A 12291-nucleotide genomic window follows, 5' to 3' on the forward strand; every position below is an offset into this window, starting at 1 on the left:
GCGGCGCGGCCTTATTCGGCAGCGGCTTCGCCGTCTTCCTTCTTCTTGTCGGCAGCGACTTCCTTGCCGGTTGCCTGGTCGACAACCTTCATGGACAGGCGAACCTTGCCACGCTCGTCGAAGCCCATCAGCTTGACCCAGACCTTGTCGCCTTCCTTGACGACGTCAGAGGTCTTGGCGACACGCTCGGAAGCGAGCTGCGAGATGTGGACGAGGCCGTCACGGGCGCCGAAGAAGTTGACGAAAGCGCCGAAGTCAGCGGTCTTCACAACCGTGCCTTCGTAGATCTGGCCGACTTCCGGTTCCGCAACGATGGAGTGGATCCACTTGCGGGCCGCTTCGATTTCCTTGCCGGAAGAAGAAGCGATCTTGACGGTGCCGTCGTCTTCGATGTTGATCTTTGCGCCGGTCTTTTCAACGATTTCGCGAATGACCTTGCCGCCGGAACCGATGACTTCACGGATCTTGTCGACCGGAATGTTCATCACTTCGATGCGCGGTGCAAATTCGCCGAGCTGGCTGCGGCTCTCGGTGATGGCATTGGCCATTTCGCCGAGGATGTGCTTGCGGCCACCCTGAGCCTGCTCCAGAGCGATCTTCATGATCTCTTCGGTGATACCGGCGATCTTGATGTCCATCTGCAGCGAGGTGATGCCGTCGGCCGTACCCGCAACCTTGAAGTCCATGTCGCCGAGGTGATCTTCGTCACCGAGGATGTCGGAGAGAACCGCAAAGCGCTCGCCTTCAAGGATGAGGCCCATGGCGATACCGGCAACCGGCTTGGCCAGCGGAACGCCGGCGTCCATCAGTGCGAGCGAGGTGCCGCAAACGGTTGCCATCGACGAGGAGCCGTTGGACTCGGTGATTTCGGAAACGACGCGTAGCGTGTAGGGGAACTGTTCCGCAGTCGGCAGCATCGGGCGGATAGCGCGCCATGCGAGCTTGCCGTGACCGATTTCGCGACGGCCCGGGGAACCCATGCGGCCTGTTTCGCCGACCGAGTAGGGCGGGAAGTTGTAGTGCAGCAGGAAGCGTTCCTTGTACATGCCGGTGAGGCTGTCGACATACTGCTCGTCTTCGCCGGTGCCGAGGGTCGCAACAACGATTGCCTGGGTTTCACCGCGGGTGAAGAGTGCCGAACCGTGCGTGCGCGGCAGCAGGCCGACTTCCGAGATGATCGGACGAACGGTCGACAGGTCGCGGCCATCGATACGGCTCTTGGTGTCGAGAACGTTCCAGCGAACGATCTTCGCCTGAAGGTGCTTGAAGACAGCGCCGATTTCTTCCGGCGTGTACTTGGCTTCGCCTTCTTCCGGCAGGAAATGTGCCTTCACCTTTGCCTTTACGGCGTCGACGGCGGCGTAGCGGGCTGCCTTTTCGGTGATCTTGTAGGCGTCGCGCAGTTCGGCTTCGGCGAGCGCCAGCATTTCGTTTTCGAGCGCGGAGAAATCTTCCGGTTCGAATTCGCGGGGTTCCTTGGCGGCAACTTCGGCGAGCTTGATGATCGCGTCGATAACCGGCTGGAAGCCCTTGTGGCCGAACATGACGGCGCCGAGCATGACGTCTTCGTTGAGTTCCTTGGCTTCGGATTCAACCATCAGAACGGCGTCGGACGTACCGGCGACAACCAGGTCGAGCGTGGATTCTTCCATCTCGTCCAGATGCGGGTTCAGAACATATTCGCCGTTGATGTAGCCAACGCGCGCGCCGCCGATCGGACCCATGAACGGGATGCCGGAAAGGGTCAGCGCAGCCGAAGTGGCGACCATCGACAGAATGTCCGGGTTGTTTTCCAGATCGTGCTGGATAACGGTGACGACAACCTGCGTGTCGTTCTTGTAGCCCTCAGGGAAAAGCGGGCGGATCGGGCGGTCGATCAGGCGCGAAACCAGCGTTTCGTTTTCGCTCGGACGGCCTTCGCGCTTGAAATAACCGCCGGGGATCTTGCCGGCTGCGTAGGTCTTTTCCTGATAGTTGACGGTCAGCGGAAAGAAGTCCTGACCGGGCTTCGGAGACTTTGCGGAAACCACGGTCGCGAGAACCATCGTCTCGCCGTAGGTTGCGATGACGGCGCCGTCAGCCTGACGGGCAACCTTGCCGGTCTCGAGCTTCAGCGGGCGGCCTGCCCATTCGATTTCCACGGAGTGTTGATTGAACATATCTTGTCCTTGGTTGTGGCTGCCCGCTCCGGCGTCGTACCGGCGGAAGCAGCGCTGTGACTCAATCACGGGCAAGACAGCGGGAGGCTTCCCAAAGAAGCATCCGGCAATCCTGCCCCATGACAGGTCTGCGGTTGAAAAAGGCGGCACCGGCCCATCCGGGTCACCCTTATCGTCCGGGGCCACATTTGCGGCGAACGCCCGGAAATTTCTGTGGCCTCAAAGGCCGGATATAAAAACCGGCGGGCATCGTTGCGAAACCCGCCGGAGAAGTTATTAGCGGCGAATGCCGAGAGCACCGATCAGCTTGGTGTAACGGGCTTCGTCCTTCTTCTTCAGATAGTCGAGAAGCGAACGACGGCTCGAAACCAGCGTCAGAAGGCCACGACGGGAGTGGTTGTCCTTCTTGTGGTCCTTGAAGTGACCGGTCAGGTTGTTGATCCGCTCGGTGAGGATTGCGACCTGAACTTCCGGCGAACCGGTGTCGCCTTCCTTCGTGGCATATTCCTTGATGAGGGCGGCTTTGCGCTCTGCAGTAATCGACATCGGACGATCCTTTCTGTTTTAAGGAAAAATGGGACGCCTAAAGCCGGGATGTCGTCCAGCTCAGGCCATTCAGCAGCATAGGCAAAGCCCAAGCTGGCGCTGCCTATAAACTATTCCGGGTGCAATTGAAAGAGGCGATTGACAGCGCCTCTTGAGCCTTGACTTAGCCGAAAACACGCTTCGGCCGAAATTCGCCTTCGCCGATTTCGCCAATGGCGACGAGCTTGCCATGCGCGGTGGCATAGGCTTCCGGATGATTGGCCGGTGCATCGCGCCCGCGCAGCAGGATGGGGTTGCCCATCTTCAGCCGGTGCGCTTGGTCATCGTTGATGATGAGGCGGGGAAGGGCGGAAAGCGCCTCGGCCGTGTCGATCAGGAAGGCATCCAGTGCCTCCAGTCGCTCGTCGCGATCCTCCACGGCTTCCAGCGCCGTCAAGGTTTCGAGCGGCACCATCATGTCTTCGCCGAAGGGGGCGACCATGGTGCGGCGCAGTTCCGAAATATGGCCGAAACAGCCGAGATCGCGGCCCATGTCGCGCGCCAGCGCCCGCACATAAGTGCCCTTGCCGCATTCCACTTCGAAATGTGCGGTATCGGCGTCCGGACAGGCAAGCAGCGTCAGGCGATGGATTTCCACCTCGCGCGCGGGAATTTCCACCGTCTCGCCGTCGCGCGCCAGATCGTAGGCGCGCTCGCCGGCGATCTTGATGGCGGAAAATTGCGGCGGTGTCTGCATGATAACGCCAGTGTAATTGGGCAGAAGATCGCGGATTGCCTGTTCGTCCGGGCGCACTTCAGAGGAATCGACCACCTCGCCTTCCAGATCGTCGGTCGAGCGCTGCTCACCCCAGGTCACGGTGAATTCGTAGATTTTCCGGCCGTCCATGACATAGGGGACGGTCTTGGTGGCGTCGCCAAGCGCGATCGGCAGCATGCCGGAAGCAAGGGGATCGAGCGTGCCGGCATGGCCGGCTTTCTGGGCGTTGAACAGCCATTTGATCTTGGAAACGGCCTCGGTGGAGCCGAAATCCAACGGCTTGTCGAGAATGAGCCAACCGGAAATCGGGCGGCCCTTGGGTTTGCGGTTCTGCTGTTTGCGTGGTTTGGACATGCTTCAGTTCTGTTCGTCGTCTTTTTCGTTTGAAGGTCCAAGATCGCGCTGCACCTCCGGTGACCGCAGGAGTGCGTCGATCTTCTGGTAATTGTCGAAACTCGTATCGTCGCGGAAACGCAGTTCCGGCATGTATTTCATCTGCCGAAGCTGGGGCCCGAGGCGGCCGCGCATGAACTTGGCATGACGATTGAGTGCATCGATGATGCCGGTGTGATCGGCAACGCCAAGCGGCGTTACGTAGGCTGTCGCGATCTTCAAATCGGGCGACATACGCACTTCCGAGATCGAAATGACGGTCTTTTCAATAAGATCGTCGCGAACTTCGCCGCGTTGCAGGATTTGCGTCACGGCCGCGCGAACCTGTTCGCCGACGCGCAGCATACGCTGCGAAGGAGCCGATGATGTTGCTTTTGCCATTTCTTTTGCCCCTGCACATCTCTCCTCAATCTTTTCGGTCGAGGAGGGTATGTGCAAATCTAGCGCATAGGTCCGAAAATCGAAATCGATTTTCGATGCGAGCGATGCGCAGTTTCAAAGTGTTAGAGCGTCCGGACTGCGTCTGAGACGACCAGCGGCGCTCTGGTGTTACGGCGACCTTTGCACGCTTCGAGTGATTGAGGGCGCTATAAAGAATCGAGCGCCGGCTTGCCGGCGCCCAATTGCGATTTTTATGTACGTTTCAACCGGACGCTTAGAGCGTTCTGGTGATGTGCTCGACGCGGAAGCACTCGATGGTGTCGCCGGCGCGGATGTCTTCGTAGTTTTCGAAGGCCATACCGCATTCCTGACCGACCGGCACTTCTGCCACTTCGTCCTTGAAGCGCTTGAGGGTCTTGAGCTTGCCTTCGTGGATGACGACGTTGTCGCGTACCAGACGAACACCCGCACCACGTTCCACCTTGCCTTCGACGACGCGGCAACCCGCGACTTTGCCGACCTTGGTGATGTTGAACACCTCGAGGATTTCGGCATTGCCGAGGAAGGTCTCGCGCCGCTCCGGCGAAAGCAGGCCCGACATCGCTGCCTTCACGTCATCCACCAGATCGTAGATGATGTTGTAGTAGCGGATCTCGATGCCGGCGCGTTCGGAAGCCGTACGTGCCTGTGCGTTGGCGCGAACGTTGAAGCCGATGATCGCGGCGTTGGATGCCTCGGCAAGCGAGATATCCGATTCCGTGATGGCGCCAGCGCCTGAGTGAACGATACGAGCGCGGACTTCGTCGGTGCCGAGCTTGTCGAGCGAAGCGATAATGGCTTCGACCGAACCCTGCACGTCTGCCTTGATGACCAGCGGGAATTCCTTCATTCCCGAAGTCTGCAACTGGCTCATCATCTGTTCCAGCGAACCGCGCTGACCCGTCTGACGTGCGACAGCCTTGTCGCGTGCGAGACGCTGGCGGTACTCGGAAATCTCGCGAGCACGGCTTTCGTTTTCGACAACCGCGAAACGGTCACCGGCAGACGGCGTACCGGAAAGACCGAGAACCTCGACAGGCATGGCCGGACCGGCTTCCTTGACGTGTTCACCCTTGTCGTTGACGAGGGCGCGAACGCGGCCCCACTGGTCGCCGGCCACGATGATCTGACCAGGCTTCAGCGTACCCTTCTGCACGAGAACTGTGGCGACGGCACCACGGCCGCGGTCGAGTTCCGCTTCGATGACGGTACCTTCTGCGGTACGGTTCGGATCTGCCTTGAGGTCGAGAATTTCAGCCTGCAGCAGGATCGCTTCAAGCAGTTTGTCGAGACCGAGCTGCTTCTTGGCGGAGACTTCCACGTCAAGCACTTCACCGCCCATGGATTCCACGAAGACTTCGTGCTGCAGGAGCTGCTGGCGAACCTTTTCGGGGTTTGCCTCGTGCTTGTCGATCTTGTTGATCGCAACGACGATCGGAACACCGGCTGCCTTGGCATGATTGATGGACTCGATCGTCTGCGGCATCACGCTGTCGTCAGCGGCGACCACCAGAACGGCGATATCCGTCGCCTGCGCACCGCGGGCACGCATGGCCGTAAAGGCGGCGTGGCCGGGGGTATCGATGAAGGTGATCTTCTGGCCGTTCTTTTCGACCTGATACGCACCGATATGCTGGGTGATGCCACCGGCTTCGCCTGCGACCACATTCGCCTGACGAATGGCGTCGAGCAGCGAGGTCTTACCGTGGTCGACGTGGCCCATGATCGTGACAACCGGCGGGCGCGGCAGCATTTCGCCTTCGTCGTCTGCCTGGTTGAAGATGCCTTCTTCCACGTCGGATTCGGAAACGCGCTTGACGGTGTGGCCGAATTCGACGGCGATCAGTTCCGCCAGATCGGCGTCGATCACGTCGCCCGGCTTCATCATCTGGCCTTCCTTCATCAGGAACTTGATGACGTCGACGGCGCGTTCGGACATGCGCTGCGACAGTTCCTGAATGGTGATGGTTTCCGGCAGGATAACTTCGCGCATGACCTTTTCACGGGTCTCCTGCATCTGGCTGCGGCGGAATTTTTCCTGGCGGCGGCGCATGGATGCCATGGAGCGTCCGCGCGGCGTGCCGTCTTCATCCAGGTTGGACGAGGTGACAGTCAGCTTGCCGCGACGGCGTTCTTCTTCCGTCTTCAGGCGGGCTGCGGGCTTTGCCGGTGCAGGCGCGGCGACCTTGCCACGAACCGGCAGGTTGCCACGGCGTGCACCGCGATCGTCCTCGTCGTCGCCATCGGTACGGCGTCCGCGCGGAGCGGCGGTTTCGGGAGTTGCGCGAGCAGGGGCGGCAGCGGCGGGCTGAGGACGAGCCTCGGCGCGCGGCGCCGGCTGGGCGGCTGCAGCCGGCTTTTCATCGACCGGTTCCGGCTTTGCTTCCACGGCGGGCTGGCTTGCTGCTACCTTGGCGGCTGCGGCCTCTTCGACGGCACGGCGTGCGGCTTCTTCCTTTTCGGCGGCGATGCGGCGCTCTTCTTCCACCTTGCGGCGCGCTTCGTCCTCAGCACGCTGCTTGGCTTCGATCACGTCGCGGGCCTGTGCTTCCATCAGTGCGCGGCGACGGGCTTCCATCTCGCCTGCCGACAGGTCGTGCAGGACGTTGCCGCGCGGACGCTCAGGCTGGCGCTGCTGCGGTGCGGACGAGCCGGGACGCTGCTGCGGCTGGGAGGAACCCGGACGCTGCTGCTGGCCGCTGGGCTGGTGGATGCGCTGCTGCGGCGCCTGCGGACGCGGTGCTGCCGCGGGGGCAGGGGCGGCCGGCTTCGGAGCGGGCGCTGCAACCGAATGAACCTGCTTCTCGTCTTCAGGACGCATGGGGCGGCGCTTGCGTGTTTCCACGACAACCGCGTTCGTGCGACCTCGACCCATATCCTGCCGCACGGTGCCCTGATTCATCCCGCCCGGCTTGAGGGTGAGAGTCTTCTTAGGCTGTGCGTTAAGTGTCTTGTCGTCGTTGTTGTCGGTCATTCCGTTCCCGTTCCTTCGGACGAGAACCGGATGACGTTCATCAGGTCTCGTCGTTCAATTGCTGCATCGGAACGCGGCGACCGTTCATATCGGGCAACCGCGTCATTGTTCTGTCCGGGCAGCGTCGCGTTCCGCCTGAGATCGACCGCCAAGACGGTACTGCTCAAGCATCGTTGCGCGCTTCACTACACCCTCACCCGCCTGCCCTGCAAGCGCGCAGGCATGGATAAAAGCATTCTGGCCCATCAACTCGTCCATTTCGGCGCCGCTGAAGAGCCGGAAGGACGGAATTTCATTGCCGGCATCGCTGCCGAGCGCCCAGGCTTTGCGGGCCTGATCCAGTTTTCTCACGCCATCTGCCGCAGCATCGGTCGCGTGGAACACGGCAATCGCATTCCCCGAACGGACGGCGGCGTCGACTTTCATCGCGCCGCTGATGAACTGGCCCGCCTTGCGCGCCATGTTCATCATGCCTGCAAGCTGCTGCGCCATCAGCCGGTCGAGAAGAGCAAGAAGCTCCGGCCCGGCCTTGACGTCGCGTTTGAGCGCCCGTGCGAAGAGCTTCTTCGCGATGGCTTTCTCGATCAGGGCGCGCTCGGGTGTCACCCAGCAGCCGCGCCCCGGCAATTGGCGTTTCAGATCCGGAACGACGCTGCCGTCCGGCCCTGCGACGAAGCGGATCAGCTCATCGGGCGATCCGCTTTGCCGTGTCACAATGCACATACGTCCATTGACGTCGCCCTTGAGCCGCCCGTCGTCATCCGTTTCGGGCAACTCATCCGGCTCATGCGCCTGCGATATCATTCCTGTTCGGCGGTATCCGCCTCCTCGGCAGCCTCAGGATCGGCTTCCTCTGCGGAAGCAAGCTCCTCGGCGGTGATCCAGCCTGCCAGAAGACGGGCCTGCACCACCATGTTCTCGGCTTCGACGCGTGAAACATCGAGCTTGGAGAAGATGCCTTCGAACTTCTTGGTCTCGCCGTCCTTGCGCTCGCTCCAGCCGACCAGGTCGTCCGCCGCGCAACCGGCAAAATCCTCGATGGTCTTGATGCCGTCTTCACCCAGCGCCACCATCATCTGCGAGGTCAGGCCGTCGATCTGGCGAAGTTCGTCGGAAACGCCGAGCTCCTTGCGCTTGGCGTCCATTTCGGCTTCCAGGCGCTCCAGATATTCGCGGGCGCGGGTCTGGATTTCATCGGCGGTGTCTTCATCGAAGCCGTCGATTGAGGAAATTTCGTCGAGGTCGACATAGGCCAGTTCTTCGACCTGCGCGAAGCCTTCGGAGGCCAGAACCTGACCGACCATTTCATCGACGTCGAGGGCTTCCATGAACAGGGCAGTGCGCTCGTTGAATTCCTTCTGGCGACGCTCGGATTCTTCCTGCTCCGTCATGATGTCGATATCCCAGCCGGTCAGCTGCGATGCCAGACGCACGTTCTGGCCGCGGCGGCCGATGGCGAGCGACAGCTGCTCGTCCGGAACCACCACTTCGATGCGCTCGGATTCCTCATCCAGAACGACCTTGGCGACTTCCGCCGGCTGCAGGGCGTTGACGATGAAGGAAGCCGGCTCCTGGCTCCACGGAATAATGTCGATCTTTTCGCCCTGCAATTCGCCGACGACGGCCTGAACGCGCGAACCGCGCATACCGACGCAGGCGCCGACCGGATCGATCGAGCTATCGTTCGAGATGACGGCGATCTTGGCGCGCGAACCGGGGTCACGGGCAACCGACTTGATCTGGATGATGCCGTCGTAGATTTCCGGGACTTCCATGGTGAAGAGCTTCACCATGAACTGCGGATGGGTACGCGACAGGAAAATCTGCGGGCCACGCTGTTCGCGGCGAACGTCGTAGACGTAAGCGCGCACACGGTCGCCGTAACGCATGTTTTCCCGCGGGATCATCTCGTCACGACGGATGATGCCTTCGCCACGGCCGAGATCGACGATGACGTTGCCATATTCGACGCGCTTGACGGTGCCGTTGACGATTTCGCCGATGCGGTCCTTGAACTCGTCATACTGGCGGTCACGCTCGGCTTCGCGCACTTTCTGCACGATGACCTGCTTGGCGGACTGGGCGGCGATACGGCCGAAATCCATCGGCGGCAGCGGATCGGCGATGAAGTCGCCGAGCTTGGCGTCCGGGTTGCGGTCGCGGGCCAGCTCCAGCGGGATCTGGGTCGAATAATCCTCAGCGGCCTCGACAACTTCCAGAAGACGCTGCAGGCGAATTTCGCCGGTCTTGGAGTTGATGTCGGCGCGGATGTTGGTTTCCGAACCATAGCGCGAGCGGGCGGCTTTCTGGATAGCGTCGGCCATTGCGGCAAGCACGATTTCGCGGTCGATGACCTTTTCGCGCGCCACAGCATCGGCGATCTGCAGAAGCTCAAGCCGGTTAGCACTCACTGCCATTTTTCTATCTCCGTAAGTCGCATGATTGCGGGGTTCGCCCTTGTTTCCGGGCTTTACGTTGGAATTAGTCTTCGTCTGCTTCGTTTTCGTCGTTCTGGTTTGCGGCGGCGGCCTTGGCCGCCTTGTCTGCCCGCAGCGCATCACGAATAAGATCGTCCGTCAGAATGAGCTTCGCATCGGAAAGCGCGCTGAACGGAATGATGACTGTCGGCTCCTCGCCATAGGCGATCTGGTCGCGTTCCAGCTTGAAGCCGTCCGCATTGACCTCGACGATCTTGCCGCGAAACCGCTTGCGGTTCTCGACCAGAATGGAGGTTTCGACCTTCACCAGATGACCCTGCCAGCGGGTGAAATCCGATTTGCGAACCATCGGCCGGTCGATGCCGGGCGAGGAAACTTCGAGATGATACGCTTTATCGACCGGATCTTCCACATCAAGAACCGGTGAAATCGCCATGGAGACGGCTTCGCAGTCCTCGACGGTCATGGTGCCGTCTTCGCGCTCGGCCATGATCTGCAGCGTCATGCCGTTCTGGTTGGAGAGCCGCACGCGCACCAGGAGATATCCCATGCCCGTCAAAACAGGCTCGATGATCTCGGCGATACGCTGGTCGATGCCCGTTTCGGTTATCAGTCGCGGTTCATGTGCGGTGTCTGCCATCTGGCCTTCCGGTCTTTGATGTTCACCGGGCCTTCTGCCCGTGGTTTCCGGTTCGCCTAACGAAAAAGAGCGGAGCCTTGCGGCCCCACTCTTCATCAAGCGATCAAGAATTTCAGGGGTCATATAGACCCATCGGGGCAGGATTGCAAGGTTTTCGCGGGCGCTTGCGCTTCGGTCGGGCCTCGGCCACATTTTCACCCTTACCATGTCGGAAAGGCTGGCATGATTGCCGGCACTGTCTATAGTTGCCGTTTGACAAATCGCAGTTGCATCAAGTGGACAGAGCGTGCCTGACCGTAAATCGCCACTCGCGCCTTTAAGGCATTTGACTTACAGACGAATCTGGATCGCCAGCCTTGCCTCGAATTTCGGCGGACTGATCCAGGCGGTGGGCGCCGCATGGATGATGACGTCGCTCTCAAGTTCGGAAAACATGATAGCGCTGGTACAGGCCTCCACCTCTTTGCCGATCATGCTGTTCTCGCTGATTTCAGGCGCGCTGGCCGATAGTTTCGACCGCCGCCGCATCATGATTTCGGCGCAGCTTTTGATGCTGACGGCCTCCGTGCTGCTGACGGTTTTTGCCTGGTCCGGCTGGCTCACGCCGTGGCTTCTGCTCTTCTTCACCTTCATGATCGGCTGCGGCACGGCGCTCAACAATCCGTCCTGGCAGGCCTCCGTCGGCGAAATGGTGCCGCGCGAGGATTTGCCCGCCGCCGTGACGCTGAACAGCGTCGGCTTCAACATCACCCGCAGCGTCGGTCCGGCCATCGGCGGCATCATCGTCGCTGCCGCCGGTGCAGCTGCCGCGTTTTTCGTGAATGCGCTGAGCTATTTCACGCTGATCTACGCCCTGTTTCGCTGGCAGCCGCCCAAATATGCCTCGACCCTGCCACGCGAGCAGCTTCTGGCCGCCATTTCGGCCGGCATGCGTTATGTGGCGATGTCCCCAACATCGGCAAGGTGCTGGTGCGCGGCTTCCTTTTCGGCCTTTCCGCCAGCGCCATCCTTGCCTTGATGCCCATCGTCGCCCGCGATCTGGTCGAAGGCGGCCCCTTAACCTACGGCGTCATGCTGGGTGCATTCGGCGTCGGCGCCATTGGCGGTGCCCTGATCAGCGCCAGATTGCGCGAGGTGCTGTCCAGCGAATGGATCGTGCGCGTCGCATTTCTAGGCTTCGCCTTCAGCGCTGGCGTAACAGCGGTGAGCACGAGTGCGATCGTCACGTCGCTGGTGCTGACCGTTGCCGGCGCCTGCTGGGTTCTGGCGCTGTCGCTCTTCAACACCATCGTCCAGCTCTCCACCCCGCGCTGGGTGGTTGGCCGGGCGCTCTCGCTCTACCAGACGCTCACCTTCGGTGGCATTGCGGTCGGTAGCTGGCTGTGGGGCGAGCTGGCGGAAGATTACGGCATTTCCTATTCGCTGCTCTGTTCGTGCGCGCTGATGTTGCTCGGCGTCGTCGTCGGCCTCAAGCTCGCCATGCCGGCTTTTGCTTCGCTCAACCTCGATCCGCTCAACCGTTTCGTGGAGCCGCCGCTGAGGCTGGATATCAAGCCGCGCAGCGGACCCATCGCCATTCTGATCGACTATGAAATTCACGACGAGGATCTTGGCGAATTCCTGCCGCTGATGGCCGAGCGCCGCCGTATCCGCATCCGAGATGGTGCCCGCAACTGGAACCTGATGCGCGATCTGGAAAACCCCGACATCTGGACAGAAAGTTACCATGTGCCGACATGGGTGGAATATGTCCGCCATAACCACCGCCGCACCCAGGCGGATGCTGAGGCCTGGGACCGGCTGCTCGAGCTTCACCGCGGCAAGACACGGCCACGCGTGCACCGGATGATCGAGCGGCAGACCATTCCGCCGACCGACGATATTTTTCATAAGCCCCACACCGATCAGCATTGAGAGGCGGTGGTTAAGTGAGTGGCGATGCCCTTCCCACACACTCCCCGTCA

The 12291-nt window shown here is 60.9% G+C and carries 8 protein-coding genes and 1 pseudogene; 1 reads left to right on the top strand and 8 read right to left on the bottom strand.

Annotated elements, in window-relative coordinates; genetic code table 11:
- Positions 1-11 precede the first annotated feature (11 nt).
- The 8 genes from pnp to rimP all read right to left on the bottom strand — a co-directional run bounded on the left by pnp (position 12) and on the right by rimP (position 10327).
- Complete coding sequence (gene pnp / locus L901_RS16950; RefSeq protein WP_059758914.1) at positions 12-2159, bottom strand: polyribonucleotide nucleotidyltransferase; 2148 nt, start codon at positions 2157-2159, stop codon at positions 12-14.
- Positions 2160-2435: 276 nt separating this feature from the next.
- A complete protein-coding gene (rpsO, locus tag L901_RS16955; RefSeq protein WP_004439050.1) occupies positions 2436-2705 on the bottom strand; it encodes a 30S ribosomal protein S15 in 270 nt (89 codons plus the stop codon).
- A 163-nt stretch (positions 2706-2868) separates the two neighbouring features.
- A complete protein-coding gene (gene truB / locus L901_RS16960) occupies positions 2869-3816 on the bottom strand; it encodes a tRNA pseudouridine(55) synthase TruB (RefSeq protein WP_059758915.1) in 948 nt (315 codons plus the stop codon).
- Between the two features lie 3 nt (positions 3817-3819).
- Positions 3820-4236, bottom strand: coding sequence for a 30S ribosome-binding factor RbfA (rbfA, locus tag L901_RS16965; protein ID WP_035219713.1), 417 nt, complete (start codon positions 4234-4236; stop codon positions 3820-3822).
- Between the two features lie 274 nt (positions 4237-4510).
- Complete coding sequence (infB, locus tag L901_RS16970; protein ID WP_059758918.1) at positions 4511-7249, bottom strand: translation initiation factor IF-2; 2739 nt, start codon at positions 7247-7249, stop codon at positions 4511-4513.
- A 102-nt stretch (positions 7250-7351) separates the two neighbouring features.
- Complete coding sequence (locus L901_RS16975; protein WP_059758920.1) at positions 7352-8053, bottom strand: RNA-binding protein; 702 nt, start codon at positions 8051-8053, stop codon at positions 7352-7354.
- The gene (nusA, locus tag L901_RS16980; RefSeq protein WP_059758923.1) at positions 8050-9666 is read right to left on the bottom strand and encodes a transcription termination factor NusA; all 1617 of its coding nucleotides are present in this window, start codon (positions 9664-9666) and stop codon (positions 8050-8052) included. Before nusA ends, L901_RS16975 begins: the two co-directional genes overlap by 4 nt.
- Positions 9667-9730: 64 nt before the next feature.
- Positions 9731-10327, bottom strand: a complete 597-nt coding sequence (rimP, locus tag L901_RS16985) for a ribosome maturation factor RimP (protein WP_059758925.1) — start codon at positions 10325-10327, stop codon at positions 9731-9733.
- A 286-nt stretch (positions 10328-10613) separates the two neighbouring features.
- Between rimP and L901_RS16990 the strand changes: the two are divergent.
- Positions 10614-12241 (top strand): annotated as a pseudogene (locus L901_RS16990) (MFS transporter).
- The last annotated feature ends 50 nt before the right edge of the window (positions 12242-12291 follow it).

The organism is Agrobacterium sp. D14 (genome assembly GCF_001526505.1).
Taxonomy (GTDB): domain Bacteria; phylum Pseudomonadota; class Alphaproteobacteria; order Rhizobiales; family Rhizobiaceae; genus Agrobacterium; species Agrobacterium leguminum.

What these genes read in the sequence shown, in the direction of transcription:
- pnp (WP_059758914.1), bottom strand. Translation starts at nt 2,159, where the DNA reads ATGTTCAATCAACACTCCGTGGAAATCGAATGGGCAGGCCGCCCGCTG.
- rpsO (WP_004439050.1), bottom strand. Translation starts at nt 2,705, where the DNA reads ATGTCGATTACTGCAGAGCGCAAAGCCGCCCTCATCAAGGAATATGCC.
- truB (WP_059758915.1), bottom strand. Translation starts at nt 3,816, where the DNA reads ATGTCCAAACCACGCAAACAGCAGAACCGCAAACCCAAGGGCCGCCCG.
- rbfA (WP_035219713.1), bottom strand. Translation starts at nt 4,236, where the DNA reads ATGGCAAAAGCAACATCATCGGCTCCTTCGCAGCGTATGCTGCGCGTC.
- infB (WP_059758918.1), bottom strand. Translation starts at nt 7,249, where the DNA reads ATGACCGACAACAACGACGACAAGACACTTAACGCACAGCCTAAGAAG.
- L901_RS16975 (WP_059758920.1), bottom strand. Translation starts at nt 8,053, where the DNA reads ATGATATCGCAGGCGCATGAGCCGGATGAGTTGCCCGAAACGGATGAC.
- nusA (WP_059758923.1), bottom strand. Translation starts at nt 9,666, where the DNA reads ATGGCAGTGAGTGCTAACCGGCTTGAGCTTCTGCAGATCGCCGATGCT.
- rimP (WP_059758925.1), bottom strand. Translation starts at nt 10,327, where the DNA reads ATGGCAGACACCGCACATGAACCGCGACTGATAACCGAAACGGGCATC.